The sequence below is a fragment of the Brevundimonas vancanneytii genome (assembly GCF_901421975.1).
Taxonomy (GTDB): domain Bacteria; phylum Pseudomonadota; class Alphaproteobacteria; order Caulobacterales; family Caulobacteraceae; genus Brevundimonas; species Brevundimonas diminuta.
Map to the genome: position 1 here is coordinate 466962 of NZ_LR588407.1, position 20567 is coordinate 487528.

A 20567-nucleotide genomic window follows, 5' to 3' on the forward strand; every position below is an offset into this window, starting at 1 on the left:
GAGCTGTCGTCAGGTCGCCGCGCGCCAGGTGGTCGGCCACAGATCTTGAGGTATGGCGGTGCAGCTGGGCATGTTTTTCTCGTCCAGCAGGGCGAAGCGTTCGCCGGTCCAGGCCCAGGTGCCCATGCGGCCGCAGTCGCCGATGCCGCGCCCGCGCCCGAAGGCGAACAGGGTGCGGCTCTTGGGGTCATAGCGGCTGTTGACCAGTTCGTCGTGGCTGCCCGTGGCCGTGGGGAAGGCGACCGGCTGGGGTGCGGTCCTGTCCGCCGGAGTGATGAAATAGACCTGGGTGAAGTTATAGGCGCCCTCGCCGCACGGCACGCTCCACAGCAGCTTGTCGGAGGCCAGGCGTGCGACCTCGACGTCCGGCTCGAAGCGTTCGCCCTTGCGGCTCGTGGCCAGGCATTCCTTGACCTTGGGGTGGGCCAGCAGCGCCGGCGACAGGTCGTCCTGCACCAGGCCGTTCTGGGACACGGCGGCGGCCACGGTCACGCGCGGCGCGGCCGGGGCGGCGGAAACGCTGGAGGCCGGGCGGTCGCCGCGACGGATCAGGGCGGTGGTCGTGCCCAGCCGCCCTTGACGCTCGTCGATCCACAGGAAGGCGGCGGCGGCCCCGCCCAGGCTGACCTTGATCTGCTTGTCGCCGCGTCGCAGCGCCATGAAGGAGCCGTTGCCCAGTCCGTTCATCAGCTGGGCCGAGGGGGTGTTGAAGGCGATGACGTCGCCTTCCTCGTCCATCTTGGTGTTCTGGCCCGCATGGCGGCGGCCGTCGATTTCAGCGTAGACGGAGCCTTCGCCGTCCTCCAGGCCCCAGCCGCCCATGTGGACGACGGGCCGCGCCTCAGGGCCGGGGGCGAGCGAGACGAGGACGAAGCCCATCTCATTCTCGCCCGGTCCGAAGGCGACGCAGTGGTTGGTGTTGTCGCAGGTGGCGGTCCAGTCGCGGAACTCGCGCGTCACGCTGGGCGGGTTGGCGGCCGCGGACTGAACGGCGGGCGCGGCGGCGGCTTCTGCGGGGGCCGGCGCGGCAGGCGTTTCGGGCGCGGCGGCGGCCTCACGTCCCTTGCAGGCGGCCAGGGCCAGGGGAAGCAGAGCGACGGAGGCGGCGAACCGCAGGCGGCGAAGCGTCATCAGGCGTTCCATAGGTTCTTGATCGACCGGCGACGCCAAGCGTAGCCGTGAAGAAGCCTAGCGGCCAAGCCGTCGTTTCGTTCCGGCCCGCCGTTCAGGCCGTGCGGCTTTCGTCCCCTTTGCGCCCGCGCGCCGGGGTCGCTATATCCCCTGCACCGAATTCCTTCCCCTGAGAGACAGAGGCGTAAGCATGGCCAAGATCAAGGTCGCCAATCCCATCGTGGACATCGACGGCGACGAAATGACCCGGATCATCTGGCAGATGATCAAGGACAAGCTGGTCTTCCCGTACCTGGACCTCGAACTCGACTATTACGACCTCGGCATGGAAAGCCGTGACGCCACCGACGATCAGATCACGATCGACGCGGCCCACGCCATCCAGAAGCACGGCGTCGGCGTGAAGTGCGCCACCATCACCCCGGACGAGGCGCGCGTCGCCGAATTCGGCCTGAAGAAGATGTGGAAGTCGCCGAACGGCACCATCCGCAACATCCTGGGCGGCGTGGTCTTCCGCGAACCGATCATCTGCAAGAACGTCCCGCGCCTGGTGCCGGGCTGGACCCAGCCGATCGTCGTCGGCCGTCACGCTTTCGGCGACCAGTACAAGGCCACCGACTTCCTGATGCCGGGACCGGGCACCTTGACCATCAAGTTCGTCGGCGACGACGGCCAGGTCATCGAGCACGAGGTCTACAAGTCGCCGGGCGCCGGCGTCGCCATGGGCATGTACAACCTGGACGCCTCGATCCGCGAGTTCGCCCACGCCTCGTTCGCCTATGGCCTGCAGCGCAACTACCCGGTCTATCTGTCGACCAAGAACACCATCCTGAAAGCCTACGACGGCCGCTTCAAGGACATCTTCCAGGAAGTCTTCGACGCCGACTACGCCGAGGAATTCAAGAAGCGCGGCCTGACCTATGAGCACCGCCTGATCGACGACATGGTCGCGGCCGCGATCAAGTGGTCGGGCGGCTTCGTCTGGGCGTGCAAGAACTACGACGGCGACGTGCAGTCGGACATCGTGGCGCAGGGCTTCGGCTCGCTGGGCCTGATGACCTCGGTGCTGATGACGCCGGACGGCAAGGTCATGGAGACCGAGGCCGCCCACGGCACCGTCACCCGTCACTATCGCCAGCATCAGAAGGGCGAGGCCACCTCGACCAACTCGATCGCCTCGATCTTCGCCTGGACCCGCGGCTTCAAGCACCGCGCCAAGCTGGACGGCAACGCCGAGCTGGCCGAGTTCGCTGATACGCTGGAGCGCGTGGTCGTCGAGACCGTCGAGTCGGGCTTCATGACCAAGGATCTGGCCCTGCTGGTCGGCGATCAGCAGTCCTGGCTGACGACCGAAGGCTTCCTGGACAAGGTGTCCGAGAACCTGAAGAAGGCCCTGCCGGGCATCGGCTGAGGCTTTTCTAGTCGGCCGCGGTCAGAAGGCTCCGCCTTGGCTGCTTCGCGCCGCCCTTCGGGTCTCCACCCGGCGCGGCCCGGAGCCGCCAAGACATCAAGGCCCGCCGGAGCGATCCGGCGGGCTTTTTTTGTTGGGCGCGTATCGCGTTCGCTCCCCTCAAACGCGTCGTCATCCTCGAGGAAGACGGCGTGGGGACAGGGGGACGGAGCCGCGTGAAAACACGCATTGAACCGGCCGACGAACCATGTCCCTAATACTCTTGGGGATTTTGACGCCGTTTCGTCGTCGTCTGGTCGCGTTCGTAAGGCAGGGGAGGGCCGATGAATCGCAAATTGATCATTCGTCTGGGGGTGGCTGCGGCCGCAGTCCTTGTGGTCGCCTACGCCGCATCGCCCTTGCTGGCGGCGCGGTCGTTGATCCAGGCGGCGAAGGCGGGGGATGAAAAAGGGCTGGAGCGCCAGGTGGACTTTCCCGCCTTCCGCGCCAGTCTGAAGGACGAGCTGAACGCCCGCATGATGGCCGAGATGCGCAATGACCCGCGCATGGCCGACAGCGGCCTGTCGGGCCTGGGGATGCTGCTGGCGCCCGCCATCGTCGGCGGGGCGGTGGACGCCTTCGTCACCCCGCAGGCGATCTCCATGATGGTGCAGGAGGGCCGCACGCCCAAACCCGCCCTTTCGGTCGAAACGGAGCCGAAGGCGAAGAGCGGCCATGACCGCGTGCGGCAGTCGTGGGGCTATCGCGACCTGGACACCTTCGCCGTCACCCTGACCCGCGACGACCAGCCGGACGAGGCGGTGTCGCTGCTGATGAAGCGCCGCAACCTGTTCGGCTGGAAGCTGGCGGCGATTGATCTGGGGACGCCGGACTAGGCTTCTCCTCCCCATGTAATGGGGAGGTGGATCGGCGGCGCAGCCGACGAGACGGAGGGGCTGCTTGGTTCCGTTATCCTGGCCCCTCCACCGCTTCGCGGTCCCCCTCCCCATTGCATGGGGAGGAAAGAAAAAGGGCGGCGCATCGAATGCGCCGCCCTTTGTCGTTTCAGTCTGTGCGGGCGATCAGCCCTTCAGCGCGGCGCGGATGGCGTTCAGGCCGTCCTCGGCCTTCGCTCCGTCCGGGGCGCCGCCCTGGGCGAAGTCGGGCTTGCCGCCTGCGCCCTTGCCGCCCATGGCGATGACGGCGTCGCGGGCCAGATCGGCCGCATTGACCTTGCCGGCCATGTCCGGCGTGGCGGCGACGGTGATGGCCGCCTTGCCGTCGGTGACGCCGACCAGGGCGACCACGCCCGAGCCGATCTGCTTCTTGAAGTCCTCGGCCACGCCGCGCAGGCCCTTGCCGTCGACGCCGTCCAGAATGCGGGCGATCAGCTTGATGCCGCCGATCTCTTCAGGGGCCGCATTGGCGCCTGCGCCGCCGCCCAGGGCCAGCTGCTTCTTCAGGTCGGCGACCTGCTTCTCCAGCGTCTTGACCGAAGCCTGCAGGCCCTCGACGCGGGCCGGAACCTCGGCGGGCTGGATCTTGAAGCCCTGCGCCAGATGGCGGGCGACATTAGCCTGATCCAGCAGGAAGCGGCGGGCCGCCTCGCCGGTCAGGGCCTCGACGCGGCGCACGCCGGCGGCCACGCCGCCTTCGGACACGATCTTGAACAGGGCGATGTCGCCGGTGCGGAAGACGTGGGTGCCGCCGCACAGTTCAACCGAATAGGCGCCTGGACCCGACAGGGCGCGGCCGATGGTCAGGACGCGGACCTCGTCGCCGTATTTCTCGCCGAACAGGGCCACGGCGCCCGCCGCGATGGCGGCGTCGGGCGTCATCAACTCGGTCGTGACCGGGACGTTCTGGCGGATGACGGCGTTCACCTCGTCCTCGACGCGGGCGATTTCCTCGTCCGTCATCGGGGCGTTGTGGCTGAAGTCGAAGCGCATGCGCTCAGCGTCGACCATCTGGCCCTTCTGGGCGACGTGGGCGCCCAGGACGTTCTTGACGGCGGCGTGGAACAGGTGGGCGGCCGAGTGGTTGGCGCGGGTGGTCGGGCGCGAGCCTTCCTCGACCGTGGCGGTCACGACCGCGCCGGTCGCCAGCGCGCCCTTGGTCACTTCGAGGGTGTGAACGTGCAGATCGCCGCCGTGCTTCTTGGTGTCCAGCACGCGGCCTTCGCCGCCGCTCCAGACGAAGGCGCCCTTGTCGCCCGCCTGGCCGCCGCCTTCGCCGTAGAAGGGGGTCTTGTCCAGCAGGATTTCGACGGTTTCGCCGGTCGCGGCGGAGGGGCTTTCGGCGCCGTCCTTGACGATGGCCAGAACCTTGCCCTCGCCGGTCTCGGACTCATAGCCGGTGAATTCCGTGCCGCCGTGCTGGTCGCGCAGGGCCAGCCAGGCGCCGGCCGAGGCCGTCTGGCCCGAGCCCTTCCAGTGCTCGCGCGAGCGGTCGCGCTGCTCGGTCATGGCGGCCTCGAAGCCGTCGACGTTGACGCTGAAGCCGCGACGGCGGGCCTCGTCCTGCGTCAGGTCCAGCGGGAAGCCGTAGGTGTCGTACAGGGTGAAGGCCGTCTGGCCGTCCAGCATGTCGCCGGCCTTGAAGCCGGTCGTGGCCTGATCGAACAGGTTCATGCCGCGGCCCAGAGTGGTGCGGAAGCGGATCTCTTCCTGCTTCAGCGTGTCTTCGATGAAGGCCTGGGCGCGGCCGAGCTCGGGGTAGGCCTCGCCCATCTCCTCGACCAGGGTCGGCACCAGACGGTGCATCAGCGGATCGGCGGCGCCCAGCAGGTGGGCGTGGCGCATGGCGCGGCGCATGATGCGGCGCAGGACGTAGCCCCGGCCCTCGTTCGAGGGCGTCACGCCGTCGGCGATCAGGAAGGCGGTCGAACGCAGGTGGTCGGCGATGACCCGGTGCGACGGGGCGCGCTCGCCCTCGGCCTTGGTCGAGGTCAGCTCTTCCGAGGCGTTGATCAGGCTTTTGAACAGGTCGACGTCATAGTTGGAGTGGACGCCCTGCAGCACGGCGGCGATGCGCTCCAGACCCATGCCGGTGTCGACCGACTTCTTGGGCAGTTCGCGAACGATCTCGTCGTTCTCCTTCTCGAACTGCATGAAGACGTTGTTCCAGATCTCGACGAAGCGGTCGCCGTCCTCGTCCGGCGAACCGGGAGGGCCGCCGAAGATGTGGTCGCCGTGGTCGTAGAAGATCTCGGTGCAGGGGCCGCAGGGGCCGCTGTCGCCCATGGCCCAGAAGTTGTCGTTGGTGGGGATGCGGATGATCTTCTCGTCCGCGAAGCCCGTCACCTTCTTCCAGATGTCGAAGGCCTGATCGTCGGTGTGGTAGACGGTGACCAGCAGGCGTGCGGGGGCCAGGCCGAACTCCTTGGTCAGCAGGCCCCAGGCGCTCTCGATGGCGTGGTCCTTGAAGTAGTCGCCGAACGAGAAATTGCCCAGCATTTCAAAGAAGGTGTGGTGGCGCGCGGTGTAGCCGACGTTGTCCAGGTCGTTGTGCTTGCCGCCGGCGCGCACGCATTTCTGCGAGCTGGTGGCGCGCTTATAGGGCGGGACGGCCGCGCCGGTGAAGTAGTCCTTGAACGGCACCATGCCCGCGTTGACGAACAACAGGGTCGGGTCGTTCTGCGGCACGAGCGGAGCCGACTGCACCTTCTCGTGGCCGTCGGCGGCGAAGTAGTCGAGGAAGGTGGAACGGATCTGCTTCAGGCTGGTCATGGGCGTATCGCTCTGGAACTCGGGCGCGCGGGAGGAAATATCGGAACCGGCGTCATATAGGGATTTTGCGCCGAACGCATCACTGGCGCGTGATCCTGCGGGCGCGGGCGCGTTTTTAGGGCCAGGAGCGCTTTAATCGTGCAGGCGATGCGGCGAGACGATCAGGCCGTCCTCGTCAGCGTAGAGCCAGTCGCCGGGGGTGAAGATGACGCCGCCGAAGGCGGTGGGGATGTCGATCTCGCCGATGGCGTCGCGGTCCGCGCGCAGGGGAACGGTTCCAAGCGCTTTGACGCCGACGTTCATGGTGTTGATGACGGCTGTGTCGCGCACGGCGCCGTGGACGACGATCCCGGCCCAGCCGTTGTCGATGGCCAGCTTCGCCAGATTGTCGCCGACTAGGGCGCGTTTGAGCGAACCGCCGCCGTTGACGACCAGGACCGCGCCTTGGCCGGGGCGCTCCAGCGTCTGGCGGACCAGGGCGTTGTCGTCCAGCACGCTGAGGGTGCGGATCGGGCCGTGGAAGGCCGCGACCTGGCCGAAGCTGCGGAAGAGAGTCTGGCAGACCTTCACCACGTCGGAGTGGGCGTCGCAGAGGTCGGCGGTGGCGGGGCTGGTCATGAGGAGGCTCCGGTTCTTTGCGCGAAGCTTGCCCGTTGGCGGTCATGGGAAACAAGGCCCTTGAGCGGAGATTGAGGCGGGATAAAAAAAGAGGCCCGCCCGACGCAGGTCGGGCGGGCCGGTCTCCGTCCGACCGGCCCCGCGGGGTCGGTAGGCGGGTCGCGAGGCGGCGAACGGAGAAGCTCTGGTCGTCAGGACGCCTCTTGCCTTCTGCCGTCATCCTCGGGCTTGACCCGAGGATCGGATCGTCAGCGCGATCACGGCTGGAACGGAAGAGGACGCTGCCTGGCTGGATCCTCGGGTCAAGCCCGAGGATGACGGCGTTTAGGTGATGGGACGGATCAGCCCTCCAGATCCTGACCTTCGTCCGGCTCGGGCGCGCCCAGCATGTCGTCGGCGATCTTGGCCGTGGACTGGCGGACCGCCTTTTCGATGGCGAGGGCCATGTCGGGGTTGTTTTTCAGGAACTCCTTGGCGTTCTCGCGACCCTGACCGATGCGGGTGGAGTCGTAGGAGAACCACGAACCCGACTTCTCGATGATGTTGGCCTTGACCCCTAGGTCGATGATCTCGCCGATCTTGGAGATGCCTTCGCCGTACATGATGTCGAAGATGACCTCGCGGAACGGCGGGGCGACCTTGTTCTTGACCACCTTGACGCGGGTGGTGTTGCCGACCACCTCGTCGCGGTTCTTGATCGCGCCGGTGCGGCGGATGTCCAGGCGCACCGAGGCGTAGAACTTCAGCGCATTGCCGCCCGTCGTCGTTTCCGGCGAACCGTACATGACGCCGATCTTGTGACGGATCTGGTTGATGAACAGGACGATGCACTTCGACTTGGAGATGGAGGCCGTCAGCTTACGCAGGGCCTGCGACATCAGGCGGGCCTGAAGGCCGGGCAGGCTGTCGCCCATCTCGCCCTCGATCTCAGCGCGGGGCGTCAGGGCGGCGACGGAGTCGACCACCACGATGTCCACGGCGCCCGAGCGCACCAGGGTGTCGACGATCTCCAGCGCCTGTTCGCCGGCATCGGGCTGCGACACCAGAAGGTCGTCGAGGTTGACGCCCAATTTCTGAGCGTAGACCGGGTCCAGCGCGTGTTCGGCGTCGACGAAGGCGGCCACGCCGCCCTTCTTCTGGACCTCGGCCACGGTGTGCAGGGCCAGGGTCGTCTTGCCCGAGGATTCGGGGCCGAACACCTCGATCACCCGGCCGACCGGCAGGCCGCCGATGCCGAGCGCCATGTCGAGACCCAGAGAGCCGGTCGAGACGCTTTCGATCTCGGCCACCTGTCCGGCCTTGCCCAGTTTCATGACCGAGCCCTTGCCGAAGGCGCGATCGATCTGCGCGATCGCCGCCTCTAGAGCGCGTTGTTTGTCGCCGTCTTCTTTACCCACGAGCTTCAGTGCCGCCTGTGACATTGGTTTTCTCTCCCTTGCCATGATTCCCATCTGACTTCGGGAGAGACCCGCCACGGACCCGCTCCCTCGTTGAGCCGGACTATGGACACGGTTTGTTCCTGTTCGCAAGATGTTCTCATGAACTGAACGAGAACATTTATCGCGATGCGACCGATTTAGTCGTAAGTTTACCGCCAGAAGCGCCGGGCGCGGGACAGGCGGGCGAAGGCGCTGCTTGAGGCGAGCAGCAGGACGGGGGCGCTCTGTTCGCGGCGGCCGATCAGGCGTCCGGCGGTGAAGGCGATCTCGGGAGAGGTCAGCCGGGCCTCGGCGGGGATGCGGTCGCGCGCCACGGCCAGGTCGTTGAGGGCGCCGAACGCGTCCTGGACCTGCTCCAGACCTGCGCGGAAACGCCGCTCGCGGCCGGGGCGGTCGAACAGGCCGGCGAAGAACTCGGCCGCATAGCGCAGACGCTTGACGCGGATGCGCAGACGGTGGCGACCGGCGACGTCCAACTGGTCCAGGCGTCGCCCGCCGCGCCGCACGCGCCGGCTCAATCGCTCCAGAGCCTCGGCGGCGAAGGCGGCGACGGGCCGTTGTCGGCGCCAGGCGCGCACGGGGTCAGGATCGGTCCGCCAGGCGCCGGTCTCGATCCAGGCCAGGGTCTCGAACATCAGGGCGGCGTAGCGCGGCGAATCGATCGCCGCCATCGCCCGGCGATAGGCGCCGCTGCGGGCCGCCAGCAGTCGCAGGCCCAGGGGGGCGAGGTCGGGGTCGGGCGTTTCGAGCGCGGCGGGGTGGAAGACGTCGCGGATGAAGACGTCCAGATCGCGCGCGGCGTCGGTCTCATGCGCCAGCCATTTCAGCTCGGCGACGACGGGGGCGGCGTCCTCGCCCAGCAGGGGGGCGAACACGGACAGGGCGGCGCGCAGGCGGCGTAGGCCCACGCGCAGCTGATGCAGGGCCTCGGGCCGCCGCACCCGGCGCAGCAGTTCGGCGTTGGCCGAGACCTGGCCCAAGGCGGCCAGGGCCGTGCGGCGCAGGGCGGCCTCGGCGCTCAGGGCGCGCGGCAGGGGATCGACGCGGGCGAAACGGGGCGCGCGCTCCGACCCCTCGGCCAGGCGCCAGCCGCGCTCGGCCTTGCTCTCGAACAGGGGGACCAGGGCGACGTCGGCCGAAAGGCGCCGGGCCAGGGCGAACAGGGCCTGGGGCGGGCCGTCCTTCAGCTCCAGTTCGAGTTCGCGCAAGGGCTCGACGCGGCCGCCCGCCGACAGCTCGCCCTCGTCATAGGCGGCCTCGATCACGGCGCCCTCGAAGGCGACCAGCCGGGCGCGGCGACGCACCGTGCTGGCGAAGCGGGGCGACAGGTTGCGGCGGCGGCCCTTCAGCAGGGCGGCGGCGGGCGTCGTCTTGACGGCCCGCCAGTCCAGGGCCTCGCTGGAGACGGGCGTCTCCCATTCGGCGCGGTTGAGGACGTCGCCGCCGGTCTGGCCCTTCAGGGTCTGGACGAAGCCGCGGCCGGTTGCGCGCACGCGCAGGCCCCAGCCGGCGCGGCGCAGCGCCTGATCCGGCGTGTCGAAATAGACGGAGCGCAGGCTTTGCATGCTGTCCTCGCCCGCCAGGGCCGGGTGGGCGGCCAGGCGCGCGGCGGCGCCGGGGCCGAGCCGGAACTTGAGTTCGATTTCCTGCGCCATTTCCTGGGCCATGCCGGACATGACGTCATTGTGCGCCCATCCCGGCGCGGGTCCAAGACGACGAAAATGATCCAACGGCCAAGCTCGTGCGTTAGGAGCGGATGACTGATCTTCAGACCGCCCAAACCGTCCCGCCCGCCGAGCCGGCCAAGCCCGCCGTCCTGACCATCCGCAACGCGCGCATGGGCGACGTCGCCGGGATCAACGCCCTGGTCGAGCGGGTCTACAAGGACATGCCGCCCTATACGCCGGGGATGCTGCGCGGCCAGATCGCCACCTATCCCGACGGCCAGTTCGTGGTCGAGTTCGAGGGCGAGATCGTCGGCTACGCCGCCAGCTTCCGCATCGACGAGGCCTCGGCCATGGGGCCGCACAGCTGGGACGAGATCACCGGCGGGGGCTATGCGGCGCGACACGATCCGGCGGGCGCGTGGCTGTACGGGATGGAGGTCTGCGTCGACCCCGCCCGACGTCGCCTGCGCATCGGCCAGCGCCTGTACGACGCGCGCCGCGACTTGTGCGAGGCGCAGAACCTGAAGGGCGTCGTGTTCGGCGGCCGGATGCCGGGCCTTTCGCGCCGCCGAGCCGCCTATCCCGACCCGAACGCCTATGTCGAGGCGGTGCGCGACCGCAAGGTGAAGGATCCGATCATGGCCTTTCACCAGCGTTCGGGGTTCGAGCCGGCGGGGGTGCTGCTGAACTATCTGCCGTCGGACAAGGCGTCGTTGGGCCATGCGGCGCGCTGGGTCTGGCGCAACCCCTACTATGTCGAGGCGACGGGCAAGGGGGCGGCCTTTGCGGTGAAGGAGACGGTGCGCGTCGCCACCGTCCAGCTGCAGATGCGCAAGGTCGAGAGCTTCCGCGAGTTCATGGACAACGTCGAATATTTCGTCGACGTGGGATCGGACTATCGCGCCGACTTCGTGGTCTTCCCCGAGCTGTTCACGCTTCAGCTGCTGTCGCTGGAGACGAAGAAGCTGACGCCTGCGGAATCGATCGAGGCCCTGACCCGCTACACGCCGCGCTTCGTCGAGGCGATGCGCGAGCTGGCGGTCGGCTACAACGTCAACATCATCGGCGGCTCGCACCCGACGCGGACCGAGGACGGCGAGATCCAGAATGTCGCCTACGTCTTCCTGCGCGACGGTTCGGTGCATGAGCAGGAGAAGATCCACCCGACCCCGAACGAGCGGCACTGGTGGAACATCAAGGGCGGCGACCGCGTCCACGCCATCCCCACCGACTGCGGGCCGATCGGGGTGATGATCTGCTACGATTCCGAGTTCCCCGAACTGGCGCGGCGTCTGGCGGACGAGGGGGCGCGCATCCTGTTCACCCCCTTTTGCACCGACAACCGCCAGGGCTATCTGCGCGTGCGGTACTGCTCTCAGGCGCGGGCGATCGAGAACCAGTGCTACGTCGTCCTGTCGGGCAATGTCGGCAACCTGCCCAACGTCGAGAACATGGACATCCAGTATGCGCAGTCCTGCATCCTGACGCCGTGCGACTTTCCCTTCGCGCGCGACGGGGTGGCGGCCGAGGCCAGCGAGAACGTCGAGACGGTGACGGTGGCGGACCTGGACCTGTCCGATCTGGCCTGGGCCAAGGCGCAGGGGACGGTGCGGAACCTGCGCGACCGCCGGTTCGATCTCTACAAGACGGTGTGGACGGACGGGGGCTGACCTTACCCCTGCTCGTCCCGGCGGAGGCCGGGATCCAGTGAGAGCGCGCGCACAGGACTTGCCTATTCAGGCCGCGCGTTTGAGGCCAAAGCACTGGGCCCCGGCGTCCGCCGGGACGAGCGGTGATTTCGTGACAGGCCTTCTATTCCGGCCGCCGCGCCGGGCTGTCCCGGAACCGGGGTGCAGGCGCGGGCTGCACCACGCCCTGCGCGGTGACGAAGGCCTCGCGGGCGCGGTTGTGCGGGTGGTCGGGCGCCTCGGTCATGGACAGGACGGGGGCGACGCAGGCTCTTTGCGCGTCGGGATCGCTGCACCAGTCGTCGCGGGTGCGGGTGCGGAAGACGGCGGCCAGCTTGTCCTTCAGCCTCGGCCACTGGGCCGGGTCGAAGGGCATGGCGAAGTCGGGATCGCCGCCCAGCCCGGTCAGCCGCATCAGGGCGATGTAGAAGGCCGGTTCGATGGCGCCGACGGCGACGTATTTGCCGTCCTGCGTCTCATAGACCTCATAGAAGGGCGCGCCGGTGTCGAGCAGGTTGACGCCGCGCTCGTCGCGCCAGGCCAGGCTGGGCGGCAGGGGCGCGGGCAGGTTCTGGCGGAAGCCCCAGATCATGCTCATCAGCAGGGAGGAGCCGTCGGTCATGGCGCAGTCGACGACGTCGCCGCGCCCGGTGCGCTGGGCCTTCAGCAGACCCGCCACCATGCCGAAGGCCAGCAGCATCCCGCCGCCGCCGAAGTCGCCGACCATGTTGATCGGCGGGGTCGGCTTCTCGCCCGCCCGGCCGAAGGCGTGAAGCGCGCCCGAGACGGCGATGTAGTCGATGTCGTGGCCCGGCGCCGGGGCCAGCGGCCCGTCCTGGCCCCAGCCGGTCATGCGGCCGTAGACGAGGCGCGGGTTGTCGGCCAGCAGCGCGTCGGGGCCGAGGCCGAGACGCTCCATCACGCCGGGACGAAAGCCCTCGATCAGGCCGTCGGCGGCGCCGGCCAGATCGCGGATCAGGGCGGCGCCCTCGGGCGTCTTCAGGTCGGCTTCGACCAGGCGGGCGCGGCTGCGGTTCAGGGGATCGCGCGGGTCGGGCGCGGCGCCGGGGCGGTGGACCAGCACCACCTCCGCCCCGTGATCGGCCAGCATCATGCCGCAGAAGGGGGCGGGGCCGATGCCGCCGATTTCGATGATGGTCAGGCCGTCGAGGGTTCCGCTCATGTCCGGCACTGAAGCCGAGGCGGGCGGCCCCGTCCAGCTTGCGCCGTCCGGGGCCGCCTCTTCGGGGGGAGCTGAATGATGTACCGCTCACCCCGGCGTCCGCCGGGATGAGCGGGTATTGAAGTCAGGCCGCCCGGTTCTTCACCAGATCGTCCACCACCGACGGATCGGCCAGGGTCGAGGTGTCGCCCAGGGCGCCCAGTTCGTTCTCGGCGATCTTTCTCAGAATCCGCCGCATGATCTTGCCCGAGCGGGTCTTGGGCAGGGCCGGCGCCCACTGGATCACGTCAGGGGCGGCGATGGGGCCGATCTCCTTGCGGACGTGAGCGACCAGCTCCTTGCGCAGGTCCTCGGTGGCGTCGACGCCTCGCACCAGGGTGACATAGGCGTAGATGCCCTGGCCCTTGATGTCGTGGGGGAAGCCGACCACGGCGGCCTCGGCCACGATGTCGTGCAGGACCAGGGCGCTCTCGACCTCGGCCGTGCCCATGCGGTGGCCCGAGACGTTGATGACGTCATCGACCCGGCCGGTGATCCAGTAGTAGCCGTCCGCGTCGCGGCGGCAGCCGTCGCCGGTGAAATACTTGCCCGGATAGGTCGAGAAATAGGTCTCGAAGAAGCGTTGGTGGTCGCCGTAGACGGTGCGCATCTGGCCCGGCCAACTGTCGGTGATGCACAGATTGCCCTCGGTCGCGCCGCTCAGCACGCCCCCTTCCGCGTCCACGATTTCAAGTTCGACGCCGGGCAGGGGCAGGGTCGCCGAGCCGGGCTTCAGGTCGGTCGCGCCGGGCAGGGGCGAGATCAGGGCGCCGCCCGTCTCGGTCTGCCACCAGGTGTCTACGATGGGCAGGCGGCTCTCGCCGACGACCTCATGATACCAGCGCCAGGCCTCGGGGTTGATCGGTTCGCCGACGGTGCCCAGCAGGCGCAGCGACTTGCGGCTGGACGTCTTCACCGGGGCGTCGCCCTCGCGCATCAGGGCGCGCAGGGCCGTGGGGGCGGTGTAGAAGATGTTGACTTGGTGCTTGTCCACCACCTCCCAGAAGCGGCTGACGGTCGGATAGTTGGGCACGCCCTCGAACATCAGGGTCGTCGCCGCATTGGCCAGGGCGCCGTAGACGACATAGGTGTGGCCCGTGACCCAGCCCACGTCGGCGGTGCACCAGAAGACCTCGCCGGGGCGATAGTCGAACACCAGCTCATGCGTATAGCTGGCCCAGAACAGATAGCCGCCGGTGGTGTGCAGCACGCCCTTGGGTTTGCCCGTCGAGCCGGAGGTGTAGAGGATGAACAGCGGGTCTTCGGCGTTCATCGGCTCGGGCGCGCAGTCGGGCGAGGCCTTGTCCGCCTCGACGCCCCAGTCCAGGTCGCGGCCTTCGACGAAGGGCACGTCGGCGCCGGTATGGCGCAGGACGACGACGGTCTTCACGCCCCCGACCTTCTCCAGCGCCTTGTCGACATTGGCCTTCAGCGGAACCTTCTTGCCGCCGCGGCAGCCTTCGTCGGCGGTGATGACGAAGGTCGACTGGCAGTCCTCGATGCGCCCGGCGATACTGTCGGGCGAGAAGCCGCCGAAGATGACCGAATGCACGGCGCCGATGCGGGCGCAGGCCAGCATGGCGTAGGCCGCCTCGGGATCATCGGCAGATAGATGGTGACGCGGTCGCCCTTCTGGACGCCGTTGGCCTTCAGCACATTGGCCAGGCGGCAGACGCGGTCGTGAAGCTGGCCGAAGGTGACGGCTTCGCTGTCGGTCGGCTCGTCGCCTTCCCACAGGATGGCGACCTCGTCCTTGCGGGCGGGCAGGTGGCGGTCGATGCAGTTGACCGAGGCGTTCAGCACCCCGTCCTCGAACCAGCGGATGCGGAAGTCGGCCTTCCTGAAGGAGACGTCCTTGATCTTGGTCGGGAAGGTCATCCAGTCCAGGCGCTCGGCCTGTTCCGCCCAGAAGGCCTCGGGGGTCTCGCGCGCCTGCATCCGGGCCGCTTCATAGCCGGCGCGGTCCATGTGGGCGCGGGCGGCCAGTTCGGCGGGGACGGGATAGATTTCCGGATCAGACACGCGATTTTCCTCCAGGGTCTTTTTCTTTTGCGGCTTCAGAAGCCGTATTTGGCGAACAGGATCAGACGGGTCATGTCGCCGTCCAGCCCTGACTCCAGTTTGCGATCAGCGAACATCACCTCGGCGCCCACATCAAACGCCGTGACCGGCGACCAGATCAGATTGGCGTGAAGGCTCTGGGCCGAGCGGTTGACGCCGACGCCGGTCAGGGCCGTGTCGTTGTCCACCTTCTGCGTCGACCAGATCAGGCTGGAGCGCCAGCCCGGCGCCCAGACGTGGCGATAGGCGGCGAAGCCCGCGACCACGCCGATGGCCTCCAGATCGCCCGAGGCGTCCAGCACCGCGGTCGTTGGAGAAGTTCAGCCCGACATAGCGGCCGATGCCTTCGCCGCCCGTCAGCATCAGGCGGATGTCGTCCTGCGCCCCGACCTTGAACTTGGCCGAGGCCGACAGGCCCCAGCCCGTGGCGGTGGAATCGATGTTGCTCGCCGGGTTCTGATACTTCAGCTGACGCACCAGGCCGGACAACTGAACGTCGCCCCACGGGCGGCTCAGCGCGTAGCGGGCGGTCAGGTCGGGCAGGCTGTTGTCGTCGGCCACGATGCGGGCGCCGCCGCCGAAGGGGGTGATGGTGGTCTCGGGGTTCTCCAGCGCGATGGAGAAGGGGCCGCGGGTATAACGGACCTGGGCCTGACGGGCGAAGACCGTGCCCTCGGCCGCGCCGACGAAGTCCGCCGATTCCGGCAGGACGGCGGTGTTCTGGAAGTTGGTCCACTCCTGGCCGATCAGCCAGTTGTCGATGGTGACGAAGGCGCGGCGAAGGGCGGGGTTCGAGCCGCTGGTCGTGCGCTGATCGCCCGAGCCGGGCAGGGTCTGGAAGTCCATCTCCAGCCGCGTGCCGATCTTGTGTCCGGCCACCACGCCGTCGGTGGTCAGCCAGAAGCGGGTCTGGCGGGCGTTGAAGTCGGTGGCGACGTCTTCGTCCGTACCGCCGACCGGAATGGCGCCGGGCAGGTGATAGTCGCGCAAGGGATCGCCGTTGGCCGGGTCGCCGCCGGAATATTTCGACGCCATGAAGTCGGTCTTGATGAAGCCGCCGAACTTCACCGTGTGGTCGCCGATGCGGAAGCCGTCTGAAGGCGCCGCCGGGGCGGAGACCGGCGTGGGCGCGGGCGCCGGCCGCGTCTCCAGGCGGATGATGTCCTGCGCCTGCGAGGCCTGCTGCGTTCGGGCGGCGGCGACTTCGGATTTCAGGCTGTTCAGCTCGGCTTCGAGCTGGGCGATACGGGCTTCCAGGGCCGCGCTGGCGTCTTGAGCCAGTGCGGCGCCGGGGCGCGAGCAGCAGCGCGGCCGCAGCCACGCCGCCGAACAAACGGCAGCTTCCCATGCGTGGTCCTCCCAGACCGTTGTTCCGGACCTGTCTGTCGCAGGCCTCAGGACGGCAGCATTCCGCGCGCTCCGGGTTTGCGGCCATTAGCCATTCGTCTAGTTTCGACCAAAGTCGAGGCGCGGCATGGTGTCGTCGCGACGCGGCCGAACGAACAAGAACCGCGCGTGGGAAGGACGCCTATGGACCGCATCGTCGTCGCCGACGACCACCCCCTGTTTCGGGCGGCGTTGAAGTCGGCCGTCGAAAAGGCGTCCGAGGGCGCCCTGATCGTCGAATGCGCCAGCCTGGCCGAGGCGCAGACCGCCCTGGGCGCGGCGGCGACGGACCTGCTGCTGCTGGATCTGAAGCTGTCGGACGTGGACGGCATGACGGGCTTGACCCTGATCCGCGCCGATCACCCGGCCGTGCCGGTCGCCGTCGTCTCGGCCAGCGAGGAGGCGCCGACCATCCGCCGCGCCCTGTCGCTGGGGGCGGCGGGCTTCATTCCCAAGTCGGCGGCCCTGCCGACCATGGTCGAGGCCATCCGGGCCATCCTCGAAGGCGACAGCTGGGCGCCCGAGGTCGAGGCGGCGGGCGAGGAAGAAGCGGATCTTCAGGCCCGCATCGCCAGCCTGACGCCGTCGCAGCTGCGGATTCTGGAGGGGCTGAAGGTCGGGAGGCTGAACAAGCAGATCGCTTTCGACCTGGGCGTCACCGAGGCCACCATCAAGGCGCACCTGACCAGCGTCTTCCGCAAGCTGGGCGTGCAGAACCGGACCCAGGCGGTGATCCTGGCGCAGTCGCTGGATATTTAGCGGGCGCTCCAACAGCCGAAAACGCTAGCGCATCATTTCCCTTCTCCCACAAGGGGAGAAGGGTCAGCTGCGGAGGAAGGCCTTCAGCGCCGCCCGGTTTGACCGGCTTGGGCAGCAGCACCGCCCCCGCGGCCGCCGCCTCTCTTTCAGGCCGTCGCGGGTGTCGGCCGTCACCAGCGCGATGCGCCTGACGCCCTGAGCGCGCAGAACGTCCACGGCGGCCAGGCCGTCCGGCTCGTCGTCGCCCAGATGCAGGTCGACCAGGGCCGCGTCGAACGGGCCGTCGGACGCGCGGGCTTCGGCGACTGAGCGGGCGGTCACGGCCTGCGCGCCCCAGCGGTCCAGCAGGGCCGTCAGGGCGTCGAGGATGGCGGGCTCGTTGTCCACGCACAGCACCCGCAGGTCCGCCAGCGGCAGGCGGCGGTCGTCGGACATGATCTCCGGCTCGGGCCGGGCGGCGGCGCGGGGGACGGCGACGCGGAAGGTCGTGCCGCGTCCGACGCGCGAGGCCAGCGACAGGGGGTGTCTCAGCAGGTCCGACAGCTTCTGCACGATGGCCAGGCCCAGGCCCGCGCCCGGCTCGTCCACCGGGGCGCCGGGCAGGCGGACGAATTCGCCGAAGACGGCCTGGCGGTCGGCCTCGGCGATGCCGCGCCCGGTGTCGCTGACCAGGATCTGCACCCGCTCGCCGTCGCGTCGGGCGCCGATCAGCACCCGCCCCCGGTCGGTGTAGCGGATGGCGTTGGCGATCAGGTTCTGCAGCATGGAGCGCAGCAGGTCGCGGTCCGAGGCGATCCACAGGCTGGACGGCGCCACCGTCAGCGTCAGCCCCTTGGCGCGGGCGACGGGGGCGAACTCGCGCGCCAGTTCGTCGAACAGACCGCCCAGGGCCAGCGGCGCCACGGCGGGCTGGACCCCGCCCGCCTCCAGCTTGGGACAGGTTGAGCAGGGCGGTCAGCAGGCGGTGGGCGCTGTCGATGGCGCGGTCGGCATTGGTCGCTAGGCCGCGCGCGGGCGATCCGGCCAGATCGGCGTCTTCCCTCAGGGCGGCGATGAACAGGCGCGCAGCGTGCAGCGGCTGCAGCAGGTCGTGGCTGGCGGCGGCCAGGAAGCGGGTCTTGGAAGCGGTGGCGTCTTCGGCCTGACGGCGGGCCTCCTCCAGCCGTTCGGTGCGGTCGGCGACGCGGGCCTCCAGCCGTTCGTTGGCCTCTTCCAGCTCGCGCGCGGCGCGGCGCAGGGCGGTGATGTCGGTGTAGCTGGTGGCGTAGCCGCCGCCGGGAATGGGCGCCCCGGACGAGCGCAGGATGCGGCCGTCGGGCTGTTCGCGCTCGTGGTCGTGAGGGATGCGGCGGGCCAGGGCCTCCAGCCGTCGCTCGACCCAGGCGTCGATCTCGTGATCCGGCACGCCCGCCTCGCCGCGCTCGGCGTTCAGGCGATAGACGGCGGCGATCGGCAGGCCGACGTGGACGAAGCCCGCGGGCAGGCCGAACATCTCGACATAGCGGCGGTTCCAGGCGGTCAGGCGCAGGTCTTCGTCGACGACGCTGACGCCCTGGTCGATGTTGTCCAGCGTGGTCTGCAACAGGTCGCGGTTGAACTGGACGGCCTGGGACGCCTCGTCGAGCATCCGCACCACGTCCTCGGGCGCGCGGCCCCCGGCGGCCAGGGCGGCGGCCAGGACGCGGCGGGCGGCGGCGGCGCCGACGGCCCCGGCCAGCATCCGCTCGGCCGCGCGGGCCAGGGCGGCGTCGGCCGGGTCGGCGTCCTTCAGCCTGACGTCGGTTTCGCGCGCCCAGGCGGCGAAGGCGCGCTCGGCCCGCTCGTCGCCGATGAAGCGGGCGACCAGGGCGCGCAGGTCGCCGACCGAGGCCCCGGCCGAGCCGCCGCGCCCCTCCAGCCAGTCGGGGCCGAGCCGGTCGACGAAGGCGCGGGCCTGCACCCGGTCGATCAGGCGCGGCGGCCGCGCCCGCGACACCAGGACGAAGACGCCGAGGTTCAGCGTCAGGCTGAGGAAGACCCCGCCGCGAACGGGTCTTCCAGCCCCAGCATGGCGGGGACGTTCAGGCCGAAGCCGGGCGCCAGCTGCGGCGCGGCCAGCATGACGGCCCAGACCGTCATCCCCGCCGCCAGTCCCGCCAGGGCGCCGCTGGCCCGCCCGCCGCGCCACAGCACCGCCCCGAACAGCGACGGCGCCAACTGGGCCAGGGCGGCGAAGGACACCAGGCCGATCGCCGCCAGGCCGCTGGAGCGGTCCATCGCCAGATAATAGAGCCAGGCCAGCAGCAGCAGGGCGACGATGGCCAGGCGGCGGATGTTCAGCAGAGCCCGCGCCATGTCCGGCTGGGCCGCGCCGCGTCGGCGTCCCGCCCCCATCAGCGGCAGGACCAGGTTGTTGGACACCATGGCCGACAGGGCCACGGCCTCGACGATGACCATGGCGGTGGCGGCCGAGAAGCCGCCGACGAAGACCACGGCGGTCAGCAGGCTCTGTCCCGCGCCGAACGGCAGAGCCAACACCAGCAGGTCGGGGTTGGTCTCGGGCCGGAACAGGCCGCCCGCCGCCACCAGCGGCAGGACCGCCAGGGTGGTCAGGATCAGATACAGCGGAAAGATCCAGCGCGCGCGGCGCACCTGGGCCGGATCGCCGCCCTCGACGAAGGCGACGTGAAACTGACGCGGCAGGCAGAAGATCGCCAGGGTCGCCACCAGGGTGATGGCCATGAAGCGGGCGTCGATATGCGGCCACGTTCCCAACTGGCCCAGGCTGTCGGCTGCGGCCTGACGCGAGGGCGAGGCGGCCAGCAGGGCGACGGCGAAGACGGCGACGGCCAGCAGGGCGGCCAGCTTGACGATGGACTCGATGCCGATGGCCTGGATCAGGCCGCGGTTGTGCTCGGTCAGGTCGGGCCGTCGCGCGCCGAACAGGATGGCGAACCCGGCCAGCACCGCCGCCATGACCAGGACGGTCAGGCTCTCGGACCCGGCGACGGGGGTGCCCGCCGTGATCATCTCGCCCGCCATCGACAGCGACTTGAGCTGAAGGGCGATGTAGGGGACCGAACCCAGGATGGCGACGCCCGCCACCGCCGCGCCCAGCGCCGGGCTCTTGCCGTAGCGGGATGAGATGAAGTCGGCCATCGAGCCGACGTTCTCGCGCCGGGCGGCCGAGGCGATGCGCCGCCACAGCGGCAGCAGCAGGGTCAGCCCCAGGATCGGCCCGACGTAGATGGGCAGATACTCCCACCCGTCGCGCGCGGCCGTGCCCACCGCCCCGTAATAGGTCCACGACGTGCAGTAGATGGCCAGCGACAGGGCGTAGAGCGACGGCCCCAGCATCCCGCGCCGCGCCTTGATCTGCGGCCGCTCGTACCACCAGGCGATGCCGAACAGGGCGGCCATGTAGAAGGCCGTCAGGGCCAGGGTGGCGAGGCTGAACATGGGCGTCATCTGGGCCGGGCGCGCTCACGCGGGCAAGTGA

At 69.3% G+C, this 20567-nt stretch carries 13 protein-coding genes and 2 pseudogenes; 4 read left to right on the forward strand and 11 right to left on the reverse strand.

Going from position 1 to position 20567, the window contains the following annotated elements:
* Nucleotides 1-9: 9 nt before the first annotated feature.
* A complete protein-coding gene (locus FGL25_RS02315; RefSeq protein ID WP_138140854.1) occupies nt 10-1131 on the reverse strand; it encodes a DUF1176 domain-containing protein in 1122 nt (373 codons plus the stop codon).
* 190 nt (nt 1132-1321) lie between these two features.
* On the opposite strand from FGL25_RS02315, the gene FGL25_RS02320 reads away from it, so the two are divergent.
* Nucleotides 1322-2542, forward strand: coding sequence for an NADP-dependent isocitrate dehydrogenase (locus FGL25_RS02320; RefSeq protein ID WP_003166034.1), 1221 nt, complete (start codon nt 1322-1324; stop codon nt 2540-2542).
* A 323-nt stretch (nt 2543-2865) separates the two neighbouring features.
* On the forward strand, nt 2866-3417 hold the full coding sequence (locus tag FGL25_RS02325) for a DUF2939 domain-containing protein (protein WP_138140855.1): 552 nt from the start codon (nt 2866-2868) through the stop codon (nt 3415-3417).
* Nucleotides 3418-3603: 186 nt separating this feature from the next.
* Here the strand turns inward: FGL25_RS02325 and alaS are convergent, their stop codons facing one another.
* The 4 genes from alaS to FGL25_RS02345 all read right to left on the reverse strand — a co-directional run bounded on the left by alaS (nt 3604) and on the right by FGL25_RS02345 (nt 9982).
* Complete coding sequence (gene alaS, locus FGL25_RS02330; RefSeq protein WP_138140856.1) at nt 3604-6249, reverse strand: alanine--tRNA ligase; 2646 nt, start codon at nt 6247-6249, stop codon at nt 3604-3606.
* Nucleotides 6250-6381: 132 nt separating this feature from the next.
* On the reverse strand, nt 6382-6867 hold the full coding sequence (gene rraA / locus FGL25_RS02335; protein WP_138140857.1) for a ribonuclease E activity regulator RraA: 486 nt from the start codon (nt 6865-6867) through the stop codon (nt 6382-6384).
* Between the two features lie 341 nt (nt 6868-7208).
* The gene (recA, locus tag FGL25_RS02340) at nt 7209-8288 is read right to left on the reverse strand and encodes a recombinase RecA (protein ID WP_040346130.1); all 1080 of its coding nucleotides are present in this window, start codon (nt 8286-8288) and stop codon (nt 7209-7211) included.
* Nucleotides 8289-8455: 167 nt separating this feature from the next.
* Nucleotides 8456-9982, reverse strand: coding sequence for a CYTH and CHAD domain-containing protein (locus FGL25_RS02345; RefSeq protein ID WP_138140858.1), 1527 nt, complete (start codon nt 9980-9982; stop codon nt 8456-8458).
* An 80-nt stretch (nt 9983-10062) separates the two neighbouring features.
* Between FGL25_RS02345 and FGL25_RS02350 the strand changes: the two genes are divergently transcribed.
* Complete coding sequence (locus FGL25_RS02350; protein ID WP_138140859.1) at nt 10063-11643, forward strand: bifunctional GNAT family N-acetyltransferase/carbon-nitrogen hydrolase family protein; 1581 nt, start codon at nt 10063-10065, stop codon at nt 11641-11643.
* A gap of 142 nt (nt 11644-11785) precedes the next feature.
* Here FGL25_RS02350 and FGL25_RS02355 read toward each other — a convergent pair whose 3' ends face one another.
* The 3 genes and pseudogenes from FGL25_RS02355 to FGL25_RS02365 all read right to left on the reverse strand — a co-directional run bounded on the left by FGL25_RS02355 (nt 11786) and on the right by FGL25_RS02365 (nt 16012).
* A complete protein-coding gene (locus FGL25_RS02355) occupies nt 11786-12844 on the reverse strand; it encodes a CaiB/BaiF CoA transferase family protein (RefSeq protein WP_138140860.1) in 1059 nt (352 codons plus the stop codon).
* A 124-nt stretch (nt 12845-12968) separates the two neighbouring features.
* Nucleotides 12969-14851, reverse strand: a pseudogene (acs, locus tag FGL25_RS02360) (acetate--CoA ligase).
* Nucleotides 14852-15037: 186 nt separating this feature from the next.
* Nucleotides 15038-16012: a DcaP family trimeric outer membrane transporter gene (locus FGL25_RS02365; protein WP_252969970.1), complete on the reverse strand. Its 975-nt coding sequence runs from the start codon at nt 16010-16012 to the stop codon at nt 15038-15040.
* A gap of 462 nt (nt 16013-16474) precedes the next feature.
* Between FGL25_RS02365 and FGL25_RS02370 the strand changes: the two genes are divergently transcribed.
* Nucleotides 16475-17089, forward strand: a complete 615-nt coding sequence (locus tag FGL25_RS02370; RefSeq protein ID WP_076223651.1) for a response regulator transcription factor — start codon at nt 16475-16477, stop codon at nt 17087-17089.
* 63 nt (nt 17090-17152) lie between these two features.
* On the opposite strand, the gene FGL25_RS17170 is transcribed toward FGL25_RS02370, so the two are convergent.
* From FGL25_RS17170 to FGL25_RS17180, 3 genes and pseudogenes are all read right to left on the reverse strand, one after another.
* Nucleotides 17153-17992 (reverse strand): hybrid sensor histidine kinase/response regulator, encoded by an 840-nt coding sequence (locus FGL25_RS17170; RefSeq protein WP_252969971.1) that lies wholly within the window; start codon nt 17990-17992, stop codon nt 17153-17155.
* Nucleotides 17993-18071: 79 nt separating this feature from the next.
* Nucleotides 18072-18809: pseudogene (locus FGL25_RS17175) on the reverse strand (PAS-domain containing protein); the annotation flags it as partial.
* 281 nt (nt 18810-19090) lie between these two features.
* Nucleotides 19091-20527, reverse strand: coding sequence for a hypothetical protein (locus tag FGL25_RS17180; protein WP_252969972.1), 1437 nt, complete (start codon nt 20525-20527; stop codon nt 19091-19093).
* Nucleotides 20528-20567: the final 40 nt, after the last annotated feature.

Coding starts and splice junctions, on each gene's coding strand:
- FGL25_RS02315 (WP_138140854.1), bottom strand. CDS start 1,131: ATGACGCTTCGCCGCCTGCGGTTCGCCGCCTCCGTCGCTCTGCTTCCC.
- FGL25_RS02320 (WP_003166034.1), top strand. CDS start 1,322: ATGGCCAAGATCAAGGTCGCCAATCCCATCGTGGACATCGACGGCGAC.
- FGL25_RS02325 (WP_138140855.1), top strand. CDS start 2,866: ATGAATCGCAAATTGATCATTCGTCTGGGGGTGGCTGCGGCCGCAGTC.
- alaS (WP_138140856.1), bottom strand. CDS start 6,249: ATGACCAGCCTGAAGCAGATCCGTTCCACCTTCCTCGACTACTTCGCC.
- rraA (WP_138140857.1), bottom strand. CDS start 6,867: ATGACCAGCCCCGCCACCGCCGACCTCTGCGACGCCCACTCCGACGTG.
- recA (WP_040346130.1), bottom strand. CDS start 8,288: ATGTCACAGGCGGCACTGAAGCTCGTGGGTAAAGAAGACGGCGACAAA.
- FGL25_RS02345 (WP_138140858.1), bottom strand. CDS start 9,982: ATGTCCGGCATGGCCCAGGAAATGGCGCAGGAAATCGAACTCAAGTTC.
- FGL25_RS02350 (WP_138140859.1), top strand. CDS start 10,063: ATGACTGATCTTCAGACCGCCCAAACCGTCCCGCCCGCCGAGCCGGCC.
- FGL25_RS02355 (WP_138140860.1), bottom strand. CDS start 12,844: ATGAGCGGAACCCTCGACGGCCTGACCATCATCGAAATCGGCGGCATC.
- FGL25_RS02370 (WP_076223651.1), top strand. CDS start 16,475: ATGGACCGCATCGTCGTCGCCGACGACCACCCCCTGTTTCGGGCGGCG.
- FGL25_RS17180 (WP_252969972.1), bottom strand. CDS start 20,527: ATGTTCAGCCTCGCCACCCTGGCCCTGACGGCCTTCTACATGGCCGCC.